The sequence below is a fragment of the Pseudomonas sp. GV085 genome, from assembly GCF_003050925.1.
GTDB lineage: Bacteria > Pseudomonadota > Gammaproteobacteria > Pseudomonadales > Pseudomonadaceae > Aquipseudomonas.
Genome location: NZ_QAOV01000003.1, coordinates 38,422 through 59,637, shown reverse-complemented (window position 1 = coordinate 59,637; position 21,216 = coordinate 38,422). Strand labels below are relative to the sequence as shown.

18 protein-coding genes are annotated in these 21,216 nt (G+C 59.9%); 10 read left to right on the top strand and 8 right to left on the bottom strand.

Annotation, left to right across the window (positions count from 1 at the left end; all coding sequences use genetic code 11):
- From C8K63_RS07445 to rfbC, 3 genes are all read right to left on the bottom strand, one after another.
- Positions 1–1,395, bottom strand: coding sequence for a sigma-54 dependent transcriptional regulator (locus tag C8K63_RS07445; RefSeq protein ID WP_108216143.1), 1,395 nt, complete (start codon positions 1,393–1,395; stop codon positions 1–3).
- Positions 1,392–3,200 carry an ATP-binding protein gene (locus C8K63_RS07440; RefSeq protein ID WP_108216481.1) on the bottom strand — a complete coding sequence of 603 codons (1,809 nt, stop codon included), beginning with the start codon at positions 3,198–3,200 and terminating at the stop codon, positions 1,392–1,394. Before C8K63_RS07440 ends, C8K63_RS07445 begins: the two co-directional genes overlap by 4 nt.
- 93 nt (positions 3,201–3,293) lie before the next feature.
- Positions 3,294–3,839, bottom strand: a complete 546-nt coding sequence (gene rfbC, locus C8K63_RS07435) for a dTDP-4-dehydrorhamnose 3,5-epimerase (protein ID WP_108216142.1) — start codon at positions 3,837–3,839, stop codon at positions 3,294–3,296.
- A gap of 190 nt (positions 3,840–4,029) precedes the next feature.
- On the opposite strand from rfbC, the gene C8K63_RS07430 reads away from it, so the two are divergent.
- From C8K63_RS07430 to C8K63_RS07395, 8 genes are all read left to right on the top strand, one after another.
- Positions 4,030–6,942 (top strand): aminotransferase, encoded by a 2,913-nt coding sequence (locus tag C8K63_RS07430; protein WP_108216141.1) that lies wholly within the window; start codon positions 4,030–4,032, stop codon positions 6,940–6,942.
- A 274-nt stretch (positions 6,943–7,216) separates the two neighbouring features.
- Entirely contained in the window at positions 7,217–8,323 is a 1,107-nt protein-coding gene (aguA, locus tag C8K63_RS07425) for an agmatine deiminase (protein WP_108216140.1), read from the top strand.
- A 242-nt stretch (positions 8,324–8,565) separates the two neighbouring features.
- Positions 8,566–8,778, top strand: coding sequence for a hypothetical protein (locus tag C8K63_RS07420; RefSeq protein ID WP_108216139.1), 213 nt, complete (start codon positions 8,566–8,568; stop codon positions 8,776–8,778).
- A gap of 334 nt (positions 8,779–9,112) precedes the next feature.
- On the top strand, positions 9,113–9,784 hold the full coding sequence (locus tag C8K63_RS07415) for a DsbA family protein (RefSeq protein ID WP_108216138.1): 672 nt from the start codon (positions 9,113–9,115) through the stop codon (positions 9,782–9,784).
- A gap of 260 nt (positions 9,785–10,044) precedes the next feature.
- Complete coding sequence (locus C8K63_RS07410; protein ID WP_108216137.1) at positions 10,045–11,331, top strand: OprD family porin; 1,287 nt, start codon at positions 10,045–10,047, stop codon at positions 11,329–11,331.
- 317 nt (positions 11,332–11,648) lie between these two features.
- Positions 11,649–12,143, top strand: a complete 495-nt coding sequence (locus C8K63_RS07405) for a helix-turn-helix domain-containing protein (protein WP_108216136.1) — start codon at positions 11,649–11,651, stop codon at positions 12,141–12,143.
- Complete coding sequence (locus tag C8K63_RS07400; RefSeq protein ID WP_108216135.1) at positions 12,140–13,417, top strand: type II toxin-antitoxin system HipA family toxin; 1,278 nt, start codon at positions 12,140–12,142, stop codon at positions 13,415–13,417. The genes C8K63_RS07405 and C8K63_RS07400 overlap by 4 nt, the downstream gene beginning before the upstream one ends.
- Entirely contained in the window at positions 13,414–13,767 is a 354-nt protein-coding gene (locus C8K63_RS07395) for a DUF1493 family protein (RefSeq protein ID WP_108216134.1), read from the top strand. Before C8K63_RS07400 ends, C8K63_RS07395 begins: the two co-directional genes overlap by 4 nt.
- 58 nt (positions 13,768–13,825) lie before the next feature.
- Here the strand turns inward: C8K63_RS07395 and C8K63_RS07390 are convergent, their stop codons facing one another.
- The 3 genes from C8K63_RS07390 to C8K63_RS07380 form a co-directional block, all read right to left on the bottom strand.
- The gene (locus C8K63_RS07390; protein WP_108216133.1) at positions 13,826–15,367 is read right to left on the bottom strand and encodes a phosphoenolpyruvate carboxykinase; all 1,542 of its coding nucleotides are present in this window, start codon (positions 15,365–15,367) and stop codon (positions 13,826–13,828) included.
- Positions 15,368–15,547: 180 nt separating this feature from the next.
- The gene (gene hslO, locus C8K63_RS07385) at positions 15,548–16,450 is read right to left on the bottom strand and encodes an Hsp33 family molecular chaperone HslO (protein ID WP_108216132.1); all 903 of its coding nucleotides are present in this window, start codon (positions 16,448–16,450) and stop codon (positions 15,548–15,550) included.
- Between the two features lie 228 nt (positions 16,451–16,678).
- Entirely contained in the window at positions 16,679–17,083 is a 405-nt protein-coding gene (locus C8K63_RS07380) for an RNA-binding S4 domain-containing protein (protein ID WP_108216131.1), read from the bottom strand.
- 234 nt (positions 17,084–17,317) lie between these two features.
- Here C8K63_RS07380 and C8K63_RS07375 point away from each other — a divergent pair, with 234 nt between their 5' ends.
- Positions 17,318–17,779 carry an ATP-dependent zinc protease gene (locus C8K63_RS07375; RefSeq protein ID WP_177413322.1) on the top strand — a complete coding sequence of 154 codons (462 nt, stop codon included), beginning with the start codon at positions 17,318–17,320 and terminating at the stop codon, positions 17,777–17,779.
- A complete protein-coding gene (gene rimK, locus C8K63_RS07370) occupies positions 17,776–18,681 on the top strand; it encodes a 30S ribosomal protein S6--L-glutamate ligase (protein WP_007972871.1) in 906 nt (301 codons plus the stop codon). Before C8K63_RS07375 ends, rimK begins: the two co-directional genes overlap by 4 nt.
- A 103-nt stretch (positions 18,682–18,784) precedes the next feature.
- On the opposite strand, the gene C8K63_RS07365 is transcribed toward rimK, so the two are convergent.
- Both C8K63_RS07365 and ompR read right to left on the bottom strand, forming a co-directional pair.
- The gene (locus C8K63_RS07365; RefSeq protein ID WP_108216129.1) at positions 18,785–20,098 is read right to left on the bottom strand and encodes an ATP-binding protein; all 1,314 of its coding nucleotides are present in this window, start codon (positions 20,096–20,098) and stop codon (positions 18,785–18,787) included.
- 115 nt (positions 20,099–20,213) lie between these two features.
- The gene (ompR, locus tag C8K63_RS07360; RefSeq protein ID WP_007972873.1) at positions 20,214–20,954 is read right to left on the bottom strand and encodes a two-component system response regulator OmpR; all 741 of its coding nucleotides are present in this window, start codon (positions 20,952–20,954) and stop codon (positions 20,214–20,216) included.
- Positions 20,955–21,216: the final 262 nt, after the last annotated feature.

Below are 21,216 nucleotides of genomic sequence, written 5' to 3'. Positions count from 1 at the left end.
TCAGTCGAGGTCGTCAGGATGGGCCGAGGCGCCACTGTCGGCAAAACTCAGACCATGTTTACGCAGTTTGTCGTGCAGGGTCTTGCGCGGAATGCCGAGGGCTTCGGCGACGCTGCGCACGGAGCTGTGCGAGCGTGCCAGTTCGGCGGCGATGAGGGTTTTTTCGAAGTTCTCCACTTGCTCGCTCAAACCGCCGCTGACGACTTCGACCCTGTTGCCAGCACCGCCTTGCGGCGTGTTGTTGTCGAGGGCCAGTTCCAGCCCGAGGGCAAAACGCTCGGCCGCATTTTGCAGCTCGCGCACGTTGCCTGGCCAGGTGTGGCGCAGCAGCAAGGCACGTTGTCCCGGTTGCAGCTCATGGGGCGGCAAGCCGTGGCGGGCACTGGCTTCATCGGCGAAATGCTGGAACAGCATCAGCGCATCTTCGCCCCGTTCGCGCAATGGTGGAATCCGCAATGGCGCGACATTCAGGCGGTAATACAAGTCGGCACGGAAACGTCCTTGATCTGCCGCCTGGCGCAGGTCTTCCTTGGTGGCGGCGATGATGCGGATGTCCAGCGGGATCAGTTGATTGCCGCCCAGGCGTTCGACTACCCGTTCTTGCAGCAAGCGCAGCAATTTGACCTGTACGTCCAGGCTCATGCTTTCGATTTCATCGAGGAACAGCGTGCCGCCATTGGCGAATTCGAACTTGCCGATGCGACGCTTTTGCGCGCCAGTGAAGGCGCCGGGCTCGTGGCCGAACAGCTCGCTTTCGACCACTGATTCGGCCAGGGCACCGGCGTTGATCGCCACGAACGGACCGTTGCGACGGCTTGATAAATCGTGCAGCGCCCGGGCCACGACTTCTTTGCCAGCGCCGGTTTCGCCGAGGATCAGTACATCGGCCTTGGTCGCCGCCAGGGCACCGATCTGCTCGCGCAGGCGCAGCATCGAAGGTGAGTGGCCAACCAGGCGGGCGCTCAGCTCATTGCGGTCGCTCAAGGCCAACCGCAGGCTGCGGTTGTCCAGCACCAGCCGACGCAGGGCCAGCGCTCGGCGCACACTGTCGAGCAGGGCGTCGCTGGCGAAGGGCTTTTCCAGAAAGTCATACGCCCCGGCACGCATGGCCTGCACGGCCAGCGGCACATCGCCGTGGCCGGTGATCAACAGCACCGGTAGCTCAGGGTCCTGGGCGTGCAGTTCGGTCAGCAGTTCGAGACCGTCCATGCCGGGCATACGGATATCACTGACCACCACACCCGGCCAGTCGCGCTCCAGTTGCGCGGCCAGGCCCTTGGCTTCGGCCAGCGGCAGGATTTTCAGGCCCGCCAGATCCAGCGTCTGGCTCAGGGCCTGGCGCAAGTGGGGATCGTCGTCGATCAACACGACCTGAATGCGGTTGTCGATGGTCATGCACTTCGGTCCTCGGACGGTTGCAGGCTCACGCCCGGTGCGCCTGCGCGCAGCTTCAGGGTAATCAGGGCGCCGCCCTCCTTGTGATTGGCGAACGACAGTTCACCGCCGAAGGCGCGCATCAGGGTTTCGCAAATCGCCAGCCCCAGACCGAGGCCCTGGGTTCGGGTCTTGGTGGTGTAGAACGGCTCGCTGGCGCGCCCAAGGGCTTCCATGCAAAAGCCGGGGCCGTTGTCGCGAATGTACAGGTTGACGCCATCGGCCGTGGATTGGGCACTTAGCCAGAGTTTACGTGGCGGACCTTTTTCCGTCAGGGCATCCAGGGCGTTGGCCAGCAGATTGCCAAGCACCTGGCGCAGGCGGGTTTCCCCGGCCTCGACCCACAGGGTGGCGGCGGGCAAGTCACGGATCAGCTCGACTTCCATGCTGCGTCGACGCTTGGCCAACAAGGCCAGGGCATCGTCCAGCGCCGGTTGCAGGGCGACGCTTTCCGGGGCATGCCGGTCGCGTCGGGCAAAGGCGCGCAAGTGGGCGATGATCGAGGCCATGCGACCGGTCAATTCGCTGATCAGCTTGAGGTTGCCGCGGGCATCGTCGGTGCGCTGGTGATCGAGCAGCACTTCGGCGTTTTCCGCGTAGCTGCGAATCGCTGCCAGCGGCTGATTGAGTTCGTGGCTGATGCTCGCCGACATGGTGCCCAGTGCCGACAATTTGCCGGCCTGCACCAGATCATCCTGGGCGCGTACCAGCTCCTGCTGAGCCTGTTCGCGCTCCAGCACTTCCTGTTTCAGGCGCCGGTTCAGGCCTTCGAGATCGCTGGTGCGCTCGGCGACCCGACCTTCCAGCTCGCGCCGGGCCTTGGCTTCGAAAGCAATGCGTTCGAGGTAATGGCGGCGGCGCTGCATCATCAGGCCGAGCAGCAACATCAACACCAGCAACGTTGCACCACCGATGGCCACCACCGTGCGCACCGGGCGGTCGATCAAGGTGCGCGGGGCCAGGATGCTGACGTCCCAGCCGGTTTCGGCGATCTGCTGGGTCTGGGTCAGCCAGGCATTGGGATTGAGTTTCAGCGGTTTTGGCTCGCGGGTTGGATAGGGTTGAATCGCGGTGATGGCTTTGCCTTCTTCCTCGTTCAACGGGCGGGTCGAGCGGAATCGCCACTCCGGTCGCGAGGTGAGAATGACCACGCCGTTGCGGTCGGTCAGCAGCAGTTGTTCCGGGGTTTTTCCCCAGAGGCTTTCGGTGTGGTCGAGGTCGACCTTGACCACCAGCACGCCGACGATTTTTTCGCCATCACGCACGCCGGCGGCGAAGAAGTAGCCGCGCTTGGCGGAGGTGGTGCCCAGGCCGAAAAAGCGCCCGAGCCGCCCGGCCATGGCTTCGCTGAAATACGGACGGAAGGAAAAATTGCGCCCGACGAAACTGTCGTGCTTGTCCCAGTTGGAGGCGGCCAGGGTCTTGCCGTTGGCGTCCATCAGGTACATGACTTCGGCGCCGGTCTGGGTGGCGATGTTTTTCAGCAGGCGGTTGGCGTTGCCTTGGGTGACGCCATCGTCCGGTGCGCCAAGAACGGCACGCAAGGCCGGCAGGTCGCCGAGGATCTGCGGCAGCACTTCATAGCGATGCAGGGTACCCAGCAGGTTGGCGACGTAGAGGTCGAGGGTCTGACGATTCTGACTGGCCAGCTCGCTGCGGTAGTAACGCTCGGCGAGATGCTGCAGCGGCCACAGCAACGGCGCCAGGCACAGTGCCAGCAGGGCCAGGCTGCGCCAACGGGGTCTGGGAGGGAGAGTCGGTTTCATGAGCAGCATGCGCCTGTGGGTACAGGCGCATTATGCCTAGGCTTGCCCGCCTTGGGTCAGGTGCATCTTGATAGGCGAGCTTCAGCCGGCCTTTCAGGCAAAAACGTCGGCGTCCTTGAAAAATACGCCGGCCTGATCTTTCGCCGACAGCTGCGGCGTGCCCTGCAGTTGCCAGTCGATGGCCAGGTCCGGGTCGTTCCAGCGAATGCTGCGCTCGGCGGAGGGCGTGTAGTAGTCGGTGGTTTTGTAAAGGAACTCGGCAAACTCGCTCAATACGACGAACCCGTGGGCGAAACCTTCCGGGACCCAGAGCTGACGATGATTGTCGGCAGACAGGCGCACAGCAACCCACTTACCGAAGTGCGGTGAGCTGCGACGGATGTCTACGGCCACGTCCAGCACTTCACCGACCGTGACGCGAACCAGTTTTCCCTGGGTATTTTCCAGTTGGTAGTGCAGACCGCGCAGCACGCCCTTCTGCGAACGGGAGTGATTGTCTTGAACGAATTCAGTGTCCAGTCCGGTGGCCTCTTTGAAGGCCCGGGCGTTGAAACTCTCATAGAAGAAACCACGTTCGTCGCCAAAGACCTTGGGTTCAAGGATCAGAACACCGGGCAGGTCGGTGGTCACTACATTCATGGTGGCTCTCCAGCAGTGTGCGTTGAATGGCCGCCATTCTTGCGCAAAGCGCCGACCGGGGCGAGTGCTCAAGTAAAAATCTACCGGCCTGTTCCAGCCCCTGCAAATGACCATTACCGGTTCCAGGGGGTTGCGTATCGCCCGAACCAGTGGCGATATAGGCGCCTAATAAAATTTCAGGGGTCGTTGTATGCCGCTCGCCACGTTGATTCATCGCGCCAGTTTGCCCAGCCCGCAGGTGTCTGCGGAGCAAGCGCTAGAGGTGCTGGAAGAACATTACGGGTTCAGCGGCAGGTTGCAGGCCCTTGGCAGCCAGCAAGACCTGAACTACCGCGTCGACAGCGAGCGGGGACGTTTCGTCCTGAAAATCTGCCGTGGCGACTACTCGGTACTGGAGCTTCAGGCACAACATGCCGGGCTCAGGCACTTGGGCGAGTACCCCGACGTGCATGTGCCGCGTGTTATCCCGGCGAAAAACGGTGCAGACCTGCTGTCGCTGGACGTGGGTGGCCAGGCCGTGCACGTTCGCCTGCTCGACTACATCGAAGGCCAGCCACTGACGAGCCTCGGTCATTTCAATCCGACGGTGGTGTCTGGCTTCGGTCGTCTGTGCGGTGAAATGGACCTGGCCCTGGCGGATTTCGACCATCCGGGTCTGGTGCGAACCCTGCAATGGGACGCCCGCCATGCTCACGCCCTGATCGCGCATTTGCTGCCGGTGATCAAGGATGAGGCCCAACGCAAACTGATCGTCGAAGCGTCCGCGCAAGCCGAACGTCATTTGCAGCCACTGCAAGACAGACTGCCGGTGCAGGCCATTCACATGGACATCACCGATGACAACGTGGTGTGGCAGCGCGATGCGCAGCGCCATTGGCAGCTGCAAGGCGTGATCGATTTCGGTGACCTGGTGCGCACCTGGCGCATTACCGATCTGTCGGTGACCTGCGCCGCGCTGCTGCATCATGGCGAGGGCGATCCGTTCTGTATTTTGCCGGCGGTACAGGCCTATCACGCGGTCAATCCATTGCAACACGAAGAACTGCTGGCGCTGTGGCCGCTGATCGTCGCCCGCGCGGCGGTGTTGGTGCTCAGCGGCGAACAGCAGGTCAGCATCGATCCGGGCAATGCCTACAGCCGCGACAACCTGGTCCATGAATGGGAGATCTTCCGTGTGGCCACGTCAGTGCCGTTGGCGTTGATGGAAGCGGCAATCCTCACGGCCGTCGGCCAGAACCTGCCCAGCATCGGCAGCGAAGGCTTCGCGCCGCTGTTGCCGAGCCTGGTGGGGCGTGAGTTCGCGCTGATCGACCTGGGCGTGCTCAGTCCGCATTTCGAGGCCGGGAACTGGGAGCAGGAAGGCGTCGATCAGCGCCTGCTGGATGAAGCCGCTGCGGCACATGGCCTGGCGGCCAGTCGCTACGGACAATACCGCCTGTCCCACACCCGCCCGGACAGCGCCACTGAACCTGACACTTGCCCGTTGCACGTCGAATTGCGCGTGCTCCAGGGCACAGCGGTCGAAGCACCGTTTGCCGGGGTGGTGCATCACCCGTCGGCGGGTGTGCTGCAACTGGACGGCCCGCAATTGAGTGTGCGGCTTTGGGGCGTCACGCCGTCGCTGCATAGCGGCGCGGCACTGGTCAAAGGCCAGGTACTGGGCTCGGTCAACGGGCCATTGATCGTACAACTTTGCCGTGGCGCGTCGATCAATGCGCCGTTGTTCTGTGCACCTTCGCGCGAAGCGGCGTGGCAAGCGTTGTGTCCATCGCCGGCAGCGTTGCTGGGGCTGGCCTGTGACGCCGAAGCCGAGCTCGACGGACCGACCTTGCTGGCCCGGCGCGACGCCAGTTTCGCCCGTACGCAAAAACATTATTACGTCGACCCGCCGCGCATCGAGCGCGGCTGGCGCAACCATCTGATTGACATGCAGGGTCGTTCTTACCTCGACATGCTCAACAACGTGGCGGTGCTGGGCCACGGCCATCCACGCATGGCCGCCGTCGCCAGCCGCCAGTGGTCGTTGCTCAACACCAACTCGCGCTTCAACTACGCGGCCGTGGCCGAGTTCTCCGAACGTTTGCTGAAGCTGTCCCCTGACGGTATGGACCGCGTGTTCCTGGTCAACAGCGGCAGCGAGGCCAACGACCTGGCGATTCGCCTGGCGTGGGCCTACAGCGGCGGCCGCGACATGCTCAGCGTGCTGGAGGCCTATCACGGCTGGACGGTCGGGGCCGACTCGGTGTCGACCTCGATCGCCGACAACCCCAAGGCCTTGAGCAGTCGCCCGGACTGGGTGCACCCGGTGACCGCGCCAAACACCTATCGCGGTGAATTCCGTGGCCCCGACAGCGCGCCGGATTATGTGCGCAGCGTCGAACACAACCTGGCGAAAATCGCCGAGCAGAATCGCCAACTGGCCGGTTTCATTTGCGAGCCAGTGTATGGCAATGCCGGCGGTATCTCGCTGCCACCGGGCTACCTGAAACAGGTTTATGCAATGGTGCGCGCCCAGGGCGGCGTGTGCATCGCCGACGAAGTACAGGTCGGCTACGGGCGCATGGGCGAGTTCTTCTGGGGCTTCGAAGAGCAGGGTGTGGTGCCGGACATCATCACCATGGCCAAGGGCATGGGCAATGGACAGCCACTGGGCGCGGTCATCACCCGCCGGGAAATCGCCGAGGCGCTGGAGGCCGAGGGTTACTTCTTCTCGTCCGCCGGCGGCAGCCCGGTCAGTTGTCAGGTCGGCATGGCCGTGCTGGATGTGATGGAAGAAGAAAAACTCTGGGAGAACGCCCAGGTCGTTGGCGGGCACTTCAAGAGGCGCCTCGAAGCGTTGATCGATATTCATCCGTTAGTGGGCGCGGTGCATGGTTCCGGTTTCTACCTGGGCGTCGAACTGATCCGCAACCGCGAAACCCTGGAGCCGGCCACCGAAGAAACCACTGCACTGTGCGATCGCTTGCGTGAGCTGGGGATTTTCATGCAGCCGACCGGTGATTACCTGAACATTCTCAAGATCAAGCCGCCGATGGTCACTTCGCGCCAGAGCGTGGATTTCTTCGTGGACATGCTGTCGAAGGTGCTCGCAGAAGGGCTGTAAACACGCCCTTTGTGGGAGCGAGCCTGCTCGCGATAGCGGTCTTCCAGTCAAAAAAATGGTGACTGATATGGCCTCATCGCGAGCAGGCTCACTCCTACAGGGCCGCGTTGTGGTAGTTCGATTGATATCGGCTTTTTATCGATTGTTTTTGTAACGCTGGATGTAAGACGCTTTAAAAGCCGATATTTATCGGATATAAAGTGGCCAGTCCACGGCGTGTACCAATGCGCTTCCATTTCTGTCAGGCATCAATGCCACTCCGGAGTCCTGAGCCATGACCACGTTGAACAGCACCCCTCGCGCCGACGGCTTCTACATGCCAGCCGAATGGGCACCCCAAACCCAGACCTGGATGATCTGGCCCGAGCGCCCGGACAACTGGCGCCTGGGTGGCAAACCGGCACAATCCGCGCATGTGGCAGTGGCCAAGGCCATCGCCCGTTTCGAACCGGTGACCGTGGCGGTTTCCGCCGGCCAGTACGAAAACGCCCGTGCCCGTCTGGACGTGCCGAATATTCGTGTGGTGGAAATGTCCAGCGACGACGCCTGGGTCCGCGACTCCGGTCCGACCTTCGTCATCAATGACAGTGGCGAAGTCCGTGGCGTGAACTGGGACTTCAACGCCTGGGGCGGCTTTGACGGCGGCCTGTATTCGCCGTGGAACCGCGACTCGCAGGTTGGTGGCAAGATTCTCGAGATCGAGCGCAGCCCGCGCTACCGCACCGAAGGCTTCGTGCTGGAAGGCGGCTCGATTCACGTCGACGGCGAAGGCACCCTGATCACCACCGAAGAATGCCTGCTCAACCGCAATCGCAACCCGCACATGAATCGCGCTGAAATCGAAGCGGTCCTGAGTGCGAACCTGGCTGTGGATAAAATCATCTGGCTACCGGATGGCTTGTTCAACGACGAAACCGACGGCCATGTGGATAACTTCTGCTGCTACGTGCGTCCGGGTGAAGTGCTGTTGGCCTGGACCGATGATCCACAGGACCCTAACTACCCGCGCTGCCAGGCGGCGATGAACGTGCTGCAAAGCAGCACCGATGCCAAGGGTCGCCCGTTCACGGTGCACAAAATGCCGATCCCGGGTCCGCTGTTTGCGACCGAGCAAGAGTGCGCCGGTGTCGATCCGGTCAATGGTACGCAGGAGCGTAACCCGACTGTTCGTCTGGCCGGTTCCTACGTGAACTTCCTGATCGTCAACGGCGGCATCATCGCGCCGAGCTTTGACGACCCGCAGGATGGCCCGGCGAAAGAGATCTTGCAGAACCTGTTCCCACAGCATGAAGTGGTGATGGTGCCTGGTCGCGAACTGTTACTGGGTGGCGGTAATATTCACTGCCTTACCCAGCAACAACCCGCACCACACAAGGAGTGAGTGCGGTCGTAACAGCTTGAGTTGATTGCGAAATTCCTCAAGCTGTCGATCAGCCACCAATGTTGCACGGAGCCCGCGGCCCTACAGGCCTGCGGGCTTTTTTGTATCCGCTTGGCCACACTTCAGAGACCTTGGCACAGCTCTTGTATCTCTGCTGTTGTACTCGGGGTGGGGAGGACTTCGATGTTCTGTCATAAACCTTGGATAAGTTAGCCGCTCACAAACCGGGAGAGAGCGCTGAAATGAACGCCGAAGTGAACATAGTGAGCGACAAGGCGTTGCATCCCCTGGCAGTAAATAGCGAATCGCTCCAGATCCTGGCGCACTGGTTCAAGTCCAATGGAATGCGTCAGATCAGCGAAACTGATCCGCGCCGGACAATGATCGAGCGTTACCCAGCTGGTTTATTCAGCGAGGCGGAACTGGATGCGTTGTGGGATGTAATGGAAGGATAAGAAGAACAACGGATTGAACAAAAAAAAGCGCTGCCGGGATGGCAGCGCTTTTTTTTGCGCGTGTTTTGTATGAACGACTGTAGGAGCTGGCTTGCCAGCGAAGGCCATCGGTCATGCACCATCAATGTTGAATGTGCAAACCTCTTCGCTGGCAAGCCAGCTCCTGCAAGTTTTGTGGTGTTCAGGTGACGGTCCCCCAGGCTACGCGGCGCCCGGCTCGTTCCTGCGGGAGCATTCGACCGATTCCTGAAACAGACTGAAAGCCGTTCCAGTGTTTTTCAGACATGAACTCAGGACTAATCTGCCGGCATCGATTTTTTGCCGGAGCCTTGCCATGATCCTCCACTACATCTACGACCCCTTGTGCGGTTGGTGCTACGGCGCCAAACCGCTGGTGCAGGCCGCCCAGGCTGTGCTGCCCGTGATTGCCCACGGCGGCGGCATGATGACGGGGGCCAATCGGCAAAAGGTTTCGCCACAACTGCGCAATTACGTGATGCCCCACGACCGGCGCATTGCCGAATACAGCGGGCAGCCGTTCGGTGAAGCCTATTTCGAAGGTTTGCTGCGTGATCACAGCGCCGTGTTCGACTCGGCGCCACCCATCGCTGCGGTGCTGGCGGCCGAGCAAATGACCGGACGCGGGCTGGAGTTGTTGGGGCGTTTGCAAAGTGCTCACTACGCGGAGGGGCGTCGCATCGCCGACGAATCGGTACTGTTTGAACTGGCCCATGGCATGGGGCTGGACCGTCAGGCCTTCGAAAGCGCCTTCAGGGCGGCCGACACCGATGGACATATCAGGAAGAGCCGGGCTTTGTTGGCCAAGGTCGGCGGGCAAGGCTTTCCGACCCTGGCGCTTGAGCACAATGACCAATTCACCCTGATCGATATCGGGCCATGGCTGGGCAAACCCCAGGCATTTGCGCAGTGGCTGAGTCAGTCGCTGCCCGATCAGGACTCATCCAATTCCGTAGCAGTCTGTGGTCTCGAAGGCTGCGCTGATTGAATATTCCTGCCGCGTAAAGCAATTTTTTAGACGTTTTTTGCCTATTTAAAGACGATTCATGAAATTGACACATCGTTGAGGGCGCAGCTACGATTCGACCCAACGCCTGTGGCCGACCGCCACGACTCAAAAACAATAAAAGGCCCGCCGCGAGAAATCGTGGGTGGGCCTTTTTGTTTTCGCATTGAAATAAGAGCGCGATAGCGCCGTTTCGGCCGTTCGACACAGCGCGTATCAACCGTATTAAGGAAAAAAACAAAATGTTGAACAAGCGAATCAGCCTGATCGCTCTGGGGATGTTGAGTGCTACACAAGCCATGGCGAACGACCAGGCCGAATCCAAGGGTTTTGTTGAAGACAGCAGCCTCAAAGTGCTGCTGCGCAATGCTTACATGAACCGTGACTTCAAAGACGGCAACCCGGATAAATCCGAGTGGGGCCAGGCGGTCATCGGCACGTTCTCGTCCGGCTTCACCCAAGGCACCGTGGGTGTGGGTGTGGACGCTTTCGGGCTGTACGCACTGAACCTGGAACGCAGCGAAGACCGTAGCGGCGCGCAAGGCATCGACTTCTTCAAAAAGGGCGACAGCGGCCAGCCGGCTGACGACCTGTCCAAGGGCGGCGCAGCGATCAAGTTCCGCCTGTCCGGCACCACCCTGACCTACGGCGACCAGATGCCGACCCTGCCGGTGCTGAGCTACGACAACTCGCGCCTGCTGCCGGAAAGCTACACCGGCACCTTGATCACCTCCAAAGAGATCAAAGGCCTGCAACTGGACGCCGGGCGCTTCACCGCCGAATCGCGTAAAAGCGCTGAAGGCCGTGACAGCGGTGGCTTGAAGTCGATCAACGTATTGGGCGGTAGTTACCAGTTCACCGAGCAATTCAAGGCCGCGCTATATGCTTCCGACGTCGAAGACGTGCTGAAAAAACAATACGTGAACGCCAACTACGTGTTCCCGATCGACAAGGATCAGTCCCTGACCCTGGACTTCAACGGCTACCGCACCAAGCTGGAAGATTCCTACGTTCGCGAAAATGGTATCACCGGCGACGACAACAAAATCTGGAGCCTGGCGGCCACCTTCATCACCGGCCCGCACTCGTTCACCCTCGCGCATCAGCGCAGCACCGGCGACAGCAACCTGGGCTACGCCTACGGCGGCTACCAGAAAGACCAGGGTCGCGTCGGCGACGGTGGCAACACCATCTTCCTGGCTAACTCCTACTGGTCCGACTTCAACGCCGAAGACGAACGCAGCTGGCAGGTGGGCTACGGCCTGGACTTCAGCACCTTCGGTGTACCGGGCCTGAGCTACAACGTGGCCTACGTGCGCGGCGACAACATCACCACGTCCACCAGCGAAGGCGGCACCGAGCGCGAGATCTTCAACCAGATCAAATACGTCGTCCAAAGCGGACCGGCCAAAGACCTCAGCGTGAAACTGCGCAGCTCGGTCCTGCGCGTGTCGCAGAAGTCGAGCGAGTACAACGTCAGCGGCAACGAAGTGCGTGTGTTCGTGGATTACCCGATCGATATCTTTTGATGATCGGTTGCGGTGTCGAGGCCTGATGCAAGGCTGAGAATGAAGAAGCCCCGGTTGGTTCGGGGCTTTTTTGTGGCTCATTGTCCCGTCCTGAAACAGGTTTACACCTGTTTCAGGACGGGACAGCACACCAAAGTGGAATTATTCTGGCCGTTTAAATATAAAGCAGCTGGAATAATGGCAGCTAGCAGGTCTTCCTAAAGGAAATCAGCGTCACGAGAATGGTGTCTTTTTCAATGCCCCAATCGCCGCTCATTTTTTCCATTAAGTGCTATTATTCTGGCAGTTATAGCGCCTTAATGAAGGAATATTGGCATATGGCCAAGAAGACAGCTCCACTCTTGCCCGCCGCTTCCAGACTACTTTCCGAGTTCGGCGAGCGACTGAAACTCGCTCGCCTACGCCGCAAACTCACAGCTAAACAAGTCGCTGAGAGGTCGGGCATGTCACTGACAACCTTGCGCTCTCTGGAATCAGGTGGCTCAGGGGTGACCATCGGCGCCTACCTGTCTGTCATGCAAGTCCTGGGTCTGGAAAAAGACTTGAACAAACTCGCGGCAACCGATGAGGTGGGGCGGCAACTGCAGGACGCACAACTCAAACCCAAGGCAACCTCAGTCAAAGACTCGAACCCACGAGTACGCCGAATAAGCGCAGTAAAAAAAGCCTCCCCAATACCTGAAAAAGATACTGGAGTGATTGAAAGTACCACCCACACAGAAGAGCTATCCGCTGATTTCCCCTTCAACACCCACTCACTTTCCAGTCTGTTGACCAAGAAAAAAGCCAAGCCAGGGACAGGTGAAAAATGACGCAGATTGCGGTGTATGCCGATTGGGAATCCTTGAATGGGCCCAGACGTCTCGGTTTCTTGCATGCCCGAAAGACCCGCTCCACGGACGTCTTCGAGTTTGAATACGACGCCGCTGCGTTAGCTGACCCCGAGTTGAACTTCACACCCCTGGACCCTCGAATCGGGCTCTATGAGGGTCGTCAGTTCCCGGGGCAACATCAAAGCCGATTTGGCGTGTTCGCTGATTCAAGCCCTGATCGGTGGGGTCAACTGTTGATGAAGCGGCGACTGGAGCGCGACATCCGCGAAGGCTTGGCTGCCAAAGGCAGCAAGCTCCACGAGTCGGATTTCCTGTTAGGCGTACATGATCTCTATCGGGTTGGCGCGATCCGCTACAAGCTCAATGACCAAGGCAACTTTCTCGATGATCGCGATGGCGTGGCCGCCCCACCCTTCATTGAGTTGCGGGCGTTGGAACAAGCAAGCCGAGCTCTGGAAAACGATCCGGACAACACCTCACTCGATGGCCGCGAGTGGCTGAGAATGCTGATCGCACCTGGAGGCTCACTGGGTGGCGCCCGCCCCAAGGCCAGCGTTGCAGACGAGCACGGTCACTTGTGGATAGCCAAGTTCCCCAGCACCCGCGACGACTATGACATTGGCGCTTGGGAACTGGTGGTGAATGCCTTGGCCAGTCATTGTGGCCTGCGAGTCGCGACCGGTATCGCCCGACGCTATGCCAGTGATCATCACTGCTTCATGGTCAAGCGATTCGATCGTACTGAACGGGGTGGCCGACTGCATTTTGCCTCAGGCATGACCATGACTGATCGCGTTGACGGTGACGATGCCTCCGTCGGCGCAAGCTACCTTGAGTTAGCCGAAGTGCTCATGGAACATGGCTCGCAAACCAACGCTGACCTTCGAGAGTTGTGGTCTCGGATTGTTTTCAACATCCTGGTCTCCAACACCGACGACCACCTGCGCAACCATGGTTTTATCCTTGATCCGGATCGTGGATGGCGATTGTCTGCCGCCTATGACATGAACCCGGTGGCCCACGCCGACGGCTTGAAGCTCAACATCACCGATACCGATAACGCACTGGATCTGGAGCTGGCCCGGGAAGTGGCAGAGTATTTTCGGGTCGGTCGTGCGGATGCAGAAAACATCATCGACAGCTTCAAGGAAGTTGTCAGCCAATGGCCAACACTAGCGGGGGCTTTGGGGCTATCGAAACGTGAGCAGGATAATATGGCGCCTGCATTTCGATTAGCGGAGCCTACGCAATGAACCTCGCCCCCAACCTCCCTGACGACCACTTGATGCAGCAACTCATGCAACTGCTGCATGAAGAACTCGGCTTCCCCGAACGCAAAGCCATCAGCCTCGGCACCTCGATCAATTTCGACCTGGGCTGCAACGGTGCCGATGCTCAACACCTGATCGAAACCCTGGAAAACCACTTTGCCATCGATTTCGTGGATTTCGACAGCTATCGCTATTTCCAGCCCGACGGCTTTGACGTGAATCTAAAGCGAAAAGCCAAGGGTCGCGGCGAGAAGGTGCCATTGACCATCGGCATGCTCTACCGGGCCGTTCAGGCTCAGCGCTGGGACACGCAGGAGTTGGAAGGCCTGTAACGACGCGCACGAAAAAGCCGCCCCGAAGGGCGGCTTTTTCATTGCATCAAACCAACGCTTACAGCTTTGGACCAGCAGCCTTGATCGCGTCGCTCACTTCGAACTTCTTGAAGTTCTCGATGAACAGGCCGGCCAGTGCTTTGGCGGCTTCGTCGTAGGCGGCTACGTCGGCCCAAGTGTTGCGCGGGTTCAGCAGGCCAGTCTCAACGCCCGGTACGGCCACTGGCACGTCGAGGTTGATGGTGTCCAGGTGCTCGGTCTCGGTACCGATCAGCGCGCCGCTCTGGATCGCTGCGATCACGGCGCGGGTGGTCGGGATGTTGAAGCGCTTGCCGACGCCGTAGCCACCGCCGGTCCAGCCGGTGTTGACCAGGTAGACCTTGGAGCCGAAGCCGCGAATGCGCTTGATCAGCAGCTCAGCGTATTCGCCGGCCGGACGCGGGAAGAACGGTGCGCCGAAGCAGGTGGAGAAAGTCGACTTGATGCCGCTGCCCGAACCCATTTCGGTCGAACCGACCAGCGCGGTATAACCGGACAGGAAGTGGTAAGCGGCTTGTTCTTCGTTGAGGATCGACACTGGCGGCAGCACGCCGGTCAGGTCGCAAGTCAGGAAGATCACAGCGTTCGGCTCACCACCGAGGTTCTTCTCGGAACGCTTGGCAACGTGCTCCAGCGGGTAGGCGGCACGGCTGTTCTGGGTCAGGCTGACATCGGCGTAGTCGGCGTGCTTGGCGTCATCGATGACGACGTTTTCCAGGACTGCGCCGTGCTTGATGGCTTTCCAGATAACCGGCTCGTTCTTCTCGGACAGGTCGATGCACTTGGCATAGCAACCGCCTTCGATGTTGAACACCACGCCTTCGCCCCAACCGTGCTCGTCGTCACCGATCAGGTAACGGCTTTCGTCGGCCGACAGGGTGGTTTTACCAGTGCCGGACAGACCGAAGAACAGGGTCACGTCGCCCTCTTCGCCGATGTTGGCGGCGCAGTGCATTGGCAGTACGTCGGCAGCCGGCAGCAGGAAGTTCTGCACCGAGAACATGGCTTTCTTCATTTCACCGGCGTAACGCATGCCGGCGATCAGCACTTTCTTCTGTGCGAAGTTGAGGATCACGCAGCCGTCGGAGTTGGTGCCGTCACGCTCTGGCACGCATTCGAAGTTGGCAACGTTGAGCACCTGCCACTCGTCACGACCCGCCGGGTTGTACTGGGCCGGGTTGATGAACAGGCAACGGCCGAACAGGTTCTGCCAGGCGGTCTGGGTAGTCATCTTCACGGCCAGGTAGTGCTCGGAAGCCGCACCTACGTGCACGTGGGAAACGAAATGCTCTTGCGCGTTGTTGAACGCCTCAACGCGAGCCCACAGGGCGTCGAACTTGTCGGCCGGGAACTTGCGGTTGATCGGGCCCCAGGCGATGGCTGCCTGGGTGCTTGGCTCTTCAACGATGAAACGATCGACTGGCGAACGGCCGGTACGGTGACCGGTACGAACAACCAGTGCGCCGGTATCGGCAAGCTCGCCTTCACCACGGTTGAGGGCTTCTTTAACCAGATCATCAACACTCAGATCGGTGTACACGGCGTTATTGGCTTGCGTCATGAGGTTCCCCGTCGGCCAGTGGCCGAGTGCTCCAAACGTTTTTGTAGTAGAAAGTCGTGCACTACTACCGCGAAAAAAGTGGGCCGGATTATGCCAGAAAAGCCCAAAAAGAGTAGGCCCCTCCTGTCGTAACGGCATTAATCCGGCGGCAGCCAGTGAATTCACCTGAGCTGAATCGTTTTAGTGACGAGTATCTGACGGCGTCTCGATGCCCGCACCGGCGAATAATTGAGTCACGTCGGCGGCATCGAACAGGTAGCGCTGGTTACAGAACTGGCAATCGATTTCAATGTTGCCACCGTGCTCGACGACCAATTGCTGCGCGTCTTCCATACCCAGACTGACCAGCGCATTGGCTGAACGTTCGCGCGAGCAGCTGCAGCGGAAGCGCAACTTCTGCACATCGAACAGACGCACCTGCTCTTCGTGGTAGAGGCGATGTAACACGGTTTCGTTGTCCAGGCCCAGCAGCTCATCGGCGGTCAGGGTGGTGGCCAATGCGGTGAGGTGCTGCCAGCTGGCAGCGCGTTCCTCTTCGTCTTTAAGGCGGTCGGCGGGCAGTTGCTGCAGCAACAGGCCACGGGCGCGACGGCCATCGGCGCAGAGCTTGATACGCGTGCCAATCTGCTGCGACATGACGAAGTAGTTGGTAAAGCAGTCGGACAACGTTTCGCCATCCAGATCGACGACGCCCTGATAGCGTCGGCCCTGTTTCGGGTCGACGGTCAATGTCAGCGAACCATCCGGCATCAGATCGGCCAGGGTAGCGTCGGGGGCAACGCGGTCCGCTTCGTAACGGGCCAGGCCACGGATATCGCGCTCGCTGGAGCACTCGATCATCAGCAGCGGGATCGGGCCTTCGGAGCGGGCCTGCAGGATCAACAAGCCATCGAACTTCAACGTGCCGACCAGCAACGATGCAGCCGCCATCAGCTCGCCGAGCAGTTGCGCGACCGGCTGCGGGTAGGCGTGTTTGGCCAGGACTTCGGCGTAGCTGAGCTCCAAGGAGACCAGCTCGCCACGGGTGTCGCTGTCATCGAAGATGAAGCGTTGGGTGAAGTCGTTATCCGGTAGGTCGGTCATAAGTCTGGGTATCTGAAGTGGTGACAAAAGTGATTACAGAATTCGAGGTTACGCCTTGGCCATAGCGTCTTGCTGTCTGGTTATGGCCTACAGGCCGGCGACTGTGTGCGCTTTACGACGAATGGCACTGCCAATGGCTCGTGCAGGGCAGGCGAACTACCCCATATGGCTACGCGCAAGCACAATTACAAGTCGTTGCCTGTTTGAGTGATCGACGGACCCGGTCAATCATTCGTTGCTGCTGCCACGAAACTTGAACAGATCCCGCCGCTGTTTCTTGCTCGGTTTGCCGTCGGTGCTCACGCCCAGAGCGCCCGCTTTGCGCTCGGCGGCGGCGTTTTCGCGCTTGGCGATGCTGGCTTCGGTTTCGGCGTACAGCATCTGTGCTTCCGGCGCGCCACGGCGCACGATCGACAGCGCCTGGACCACCACCGTGCGCTCGTCGAAACCAGTACGAATCACGAATTCATCGCCGATACGTGGTTCCTTGCCGGGCTTGCAGCGCTCACCCCGGCAATGCACCTTGCCGCTTTCAATCGCTGCTTTGGCCAAGGCCCGGGTTTTGTAAAATCGTGCAGCCCACAACCATTTATCGAGGCGGACTTTGTCGTCCTCTTCGTTTTTTTGTGCCATGGAATTTCCTCATTCTGAAATATTGGTGAACTGTACTACCGTTTCTGTCGTACCAAGAATTTCACCGGCCCGAGCTACAATGCTGACATTCCATAACCTCCTTGCGGGGCTGGAAATCCGGGCCGTAGATATCTGTCGCCTTTTAACCATTATTCTGCGTGAATACCGCGAATTCGGCCGCCTGCGGCCACCGCGGTTTCTACCGGTTGAGCAATTTTGAAGACATTTGACCATTTGACCGTTGTCGGTCTGCGCGAGTGGGTGGCGCTCCCTGATTTGGGAGTCGCCGGCCTTCGGGCAAAAATCGACACCGGTGCCAGCACCTCAAGCCTCCACGCTACCGAAATCGAGCCGTTCGAGCGCGACGGCGAGCAGTGGGTGCGTTTCACGGCACACCTGGGCACGGTAGTCCAGTTGCGTCACCGTCGCTGCGAAGCACCGCTGGTGACAAGGAAAACCATTAAAAGCTCAAACGGTCACGCGCAGGTGCGATACGTGATCAGCACCACCCTGGCCCTTGGTGATCGGGTCTGGCGGGTCGAGTTCACGCTCGCCTGCCGCAAGTCCATGCGTTATCGCCTGTTGCTCGGCTCCAAAGCCCTGATCCACGGCCAGTTGGTGGTCAATCCGGGCATCAAGTATGTACAAGACAAGCCGGTGTTCCCGGTATCTACCTCCTCCACAGGTGTTGCATGAAGATCGCTGTGCTGTCGCGGAACCCGCGTCTGTATTCCACCCGTCGTCTGGTCGAAGCCGGTACCGAGCGTGGCCATGAAATGGTGGTGGTCGACACCTTGCGCGCCTACATGAACATCGCCAGCCACAAGCCGCAGATCCACTATCGCGGCAAACCGTTGGAGGGTTTCGATGCGGTGATTCCACGGATCGGTGCGTCCGTGACCTTTTATGGCTGCGCAGTGCTGCGCCAGTTCGAAATGATGGGGGTATTTCCACTCAACGAATCGGTGGCCATTGCCCGTTCACGGGACAAGCTGCGTTCGCTGCAATTGCTGTCCCGTCGCGGGATCGGTTTGCCGGTGACCGGCTTTGCCCACTCCCCCGACGACATTCCCGACCTGATCGAAATGGTCAACGGCGCGCCGTTGGTGATCAAGGTGCTGGAAGGTACCCAGGGCATCGGCGTGGTGCTGTGCGAAACCGCCACGGCCGCGGAATCGGTGATCGAGGCATTCATGGGCCTCAAGCAGAACATCATGGTTCAGGAGTACATCAAGGAGGCTGGCGGAGCGGATATTCGCTGCTTCGTCGTCGGTGACAAGGTGATTGCGGCGATGAAGCGCCAGGCCAAACCCGGCGAGTTTCGCTCCAACCTGCATCGCGGTGGCAGCGCGAGCCTGATCAAGATCACCCCGGAAGAACGCATGACGGCGTTGCGTGCGGCGAAGGTCATGGGGCTGGCGGTGGCGGGAGTGGATATCCTGCGCTCCAATCACGGGCCGCTGGTGATGGAAGTGAACTCGTCGCCGGGGCTTGAAGGGATCGAGACCACCACCGGGAAGAATGTCGCGGGGATCATCATTGAGCATCTGGAGAAGAATGGTGGGCCGAATATGACGCGGACCAAAGGTAAGGGTTGAGCCTGAAAAGATCGCAGCCTCGCTTCGCTCGACAGCTCCTACAGAAAAATGCGATCCCCCGTAGGAGCTGTCGAGCGAAGCGAGGCTGCGATCTTTTCAGCCGTTAAACGGCATCCCGCGGCAGCAGCAACCCCAACGGCAACCGCACCCGCGCTTCCAGCCCACCGCCCGAGCGGTTACGCAGCTCAACGTTGCCGCCATGCATCGAAGCAATCCGCTTCACGATTGCCAACCCCAACCCGGTGCCCTTGCCACCCCGAGCACGATCCCCCCGGGTGAACGGGTTGAAAATCGCCTCCAGCTCTGACGGATCGATCCCCGCGCCACGGTCCATGACACTCAGGACCACATACGGCGCACTGGTATCCCCGGACACATATGCCGCCACTTCCACCCCGCTGCCGGCGTGATGCAGAGCATTACCGATCAGGTTGTTCAGCAGCCGCTTCATCGATACACGACGCAGCGGGAACGGCTGGATCGGCTCCAGGCGCAAATGCACTTTCTCTTCGTTCTGGTTGTACGGCGCGGCGACTTCACGAACCAGATCGCTCAGGTCCACTTCTTCCACCGACTCATCACGTCCGTCACGAATGAACGCCAGGAACTGGTCAAGAATCGCGTCCATGTCTTCGATGTCACGGATCATGTCGTCCGTCAGGTCACTGTGGTCGCCCATCAGCTCCAGGGACAGGCGCAAGCGGGTCAACGGCGTACGCAAGTCGTGGGACACCCCGGCCAGCATCAACTCGCGTTCGCGACCGGCCTGCTCGACGTCTTCGGCCATCTGGTTGAAGGCGCGGTAAACCTCGGTCATCTCACTCGGCGTATCGCTGATCGGCAGGCGCACGCTACGGCCCTGGCCGAGTTGCCGCGCGGCATACACCAGACGCTTCAAAGGTTGATTGAGCTGGCTGACGAAGATCCAGGCCGAAGCGGTGGACAGCAGGCCAATAGCGAGGAACCAGCCGAGCACGTTCCAGATTTTCTGGCCGCGCAACGGATGGGGATACAGCGGCACTTTCAGCCAGCCTTCACCCAGGCTCGGGGCACGAACCCACAGTGCCGGGGGAGAATGCATGCGTAGTCGCACTTCGGTGTCTGGCCCCAGCTCGGTCTGCATCTGTCGCTGGTAAATCTCACTGTATGGCCAATGTTGCTCGCCTTCAGGGACACCGGCGCCCACTACCCGAATCAGGGGTGCACTATCGGCAATCTTTGCGCGGTTCTCTTCATCGGCCGCCCAGTAGGCACGCAGCACCAGGGCGACACCGTGGCTGTATTGGCGGTCCACCAGCACGTCCTCGTTCATCAGCAGATAAACCAGGGTCAGCGCCTTGGAGAAGAGAACGACGATGAGCACCAGCCAAAGGGTGCGAGAGAAGAAGCTCTGGGGAAACCAAACGGGGGTTTTCATGTTTAGCCGTTAAACACTTGCAGGAGCGAGCAATGCTCGCATATTGCGGATCGCGAGTCTGCGGACAGGATCGTTTGATCCGTTGTCCGCACGACCCGCTCCTACAAATCGCCAATCACTTGGTGGCGGTACCATCCGGAACAAACACATAACCCACGCCCCAGACGGTCTGGATGTAACGCGGTTTGGAGGGATCGGGTTCGATCATCCGGCGCAGACGGGAAATCTGCACATCGATGGAACGCTCCAGGGCATCCCACTCGCGGCCACGGGCCAGGTTCATCAATTTGTCGCGTGTCAGCGGTTGACGCGCATTCATCACCAGGGCCTTGAGCACCGCGAATTCACCGGTGGTTAGCATGTGCACTTCTTCGCCGCGCTTGAGCTCGCGGGTGGCCAGGGACAACTCGTAGTCACCGAAGGTCACGCTTTCGTCTTCGCTGCCCGGGGCACCCGGCACCGGAGCCGACTGGCGACGCAATACCGCCTTGACGCGAGCCATCAGCTCATCGGGGTTGAACGGCTTGGCCAGGTAATCGTCGGCGCCCAGTTCCAGGCCCTTGATCCGGCTCAGCTCGTCGCCCTTGGCGGTGAGCATGATGATCGGAATCTGGTTGTTCGCGTTGCGCAGACGGCGGCAGGCGGTCAGGCCGTCTTCGCCGGGCAACATCAGGTCGAGGACGACCAGGTTGAACACTTCGCGCGCCAGCAGGCGATCCATTTGCTCGGTGTTCGGTACGGCGCGGGCGCGGTAGCCCTTGCTGACGAAAAAACGCTCCAGCAGGCTGCTCAGCCCCGGATCGTCGTCAACGATAAGAATTTTTTCGCCTTCAGCAGTTTGTGCAGTGCTGCTCATTGGATGCTCCCTTTGATCTCGGCGCGCATTATGGCGTAGCTGCCGTTATACGCACCGTGTGCATTGTTAGCAGATTTTTCCTATACCGCCAGAAAACCGGCCATTGCACCGGCAACCCGCGATGCCCCCCGAATGCCGTAACGCTGGTTATAATGCCCGGCCTTTTGTGTCAGGCAACATCAGACAGGTACTACAGACGGACGCGATTTATTTTTATCGCGTCAGCAGTAATTGTTCGATTTCACGGGTCAACGCAATGCCT

Excerpts from the sequence above, each read along its gene's own strand:
- C8K63_RS07445 (WP_108216143.1), bottom strand. The coding sequence starts at position 1,395 with ATGACCATCGACAACCGCATTCAGGTCGTGTTGATCGACGACGATCCC.
- C8K63_RS07440 (WP_108216481.1), bottom strand. The coding sequence starts at position 3,200 with ATGAAACCGACTCTCCCTCCCAGACCCCGTTGGCGCAGCCTGGCCCTG.
- rfbC (WP_108216142.1), bottom strand. The coding sequence starts at position 3,839 with ATGAATGTAGTGACCACCGACCTGCCCGGTGTTCTGATCCTTGAACCC.
- C8K63_RS07430 (WP_108216141.1), top strand. The coding sequence starts at position 4,030 with ATGCCGCTCGCCACGTTGATTCATCGCGCCAGTTTGCCCAGCCCGCAG.
- aguA (WP_108216140.1), top strand. The coding sequence starts at position 7,217 with ATGACCACGTTGAACAGCACCCCTCGCGCCGACGGCTTCTACATGCCA.
- C8K63_RS07420 (WP_108216139.1), top strand. The coding sequence starts at position 8,566 with ATGAACGCCGAAGTGAACATAGTGAGCGACAAGGCGTTGCATCCCCTG.
- C8K63_RS07415 (WP_108216138.1), top strand. The coding sequence starts at position 9,113 with ATGATCCTCCACTACATCTACGACCCCTTGTGCGGTTGGTGCTACGGC.
- C8K63_RS07410 (WP_108216137.1), top strand. The coding sequence starts at position 10,045 with ATGTTGAACAAGCGAATCAGCCTGATCGCTCTGGGGATGTTGAGTGCT.
- C8K63_RS07405 (WP_108216136.1), top strand. The coding sequence starts at position 11,649 with ATGGCCAAGAAGACAGCTCCACTCTTGCCCGCCGCTTCCAGACTACTT.
- C8K63_RS07400 (WP_108216135.1), top strand. The coding sequence starts at position 12,140 with ATGACGCAGATTGCGGTGTATGCCGATTGGGAATCCTTGAATGGGCCC.
- C8K63_RS07395 (WP_108216134.1), top strand. The coding sequence starts at position 13,414 with ATGAACCTCGCCCCCAACCTCCCTGACGACCACTTGATGCAGCAACTC.
- C8K63_RS07390 (WP_108216133.1), bottom strand. The coding sequence starts at position 15,367 with ATGACGCAAGCCAATAACGCCGTGTACACCGATCTGAGTGTTGATGAT.
- hslO (WP_108216132.1), bottom strand. The coding sequence starts at position 16,450 with ATGACCGACCTACCGGATAACGACTTCACCCAACGCTTCATCTTCGAT.
- C8K63_RS07380 (WP_108216131.1), bottom strand. The coding sequence starts at position 17,083 with ATGGCACAAAAAAACGAAGAGGACGACAAAGTCCGCCTCGATAAATGG.
- rimK (WP_007972871.1), top strand. The coding sequence starts at position 17,776 with ATGAAGATCGCTGTGCTGTCGCGGAACCCGCGTCTGTATTCCACCCGT.
- C8K63_RS07365 (WP_108216129.1), bottom strand. The coding sequence starts at position 20,098 with ATGAAAACCCCCGTTTGGTTTCCCCAGAGCTTCTTCTCTCGCACCCTT.
- ompR (WP_007972873.1), bottom strand. The coding sequence starts at position 20,954 with ATGAGCAGCACTGCACAAACTGCTGAAGGCGAAAAAATTCTTATCGTT.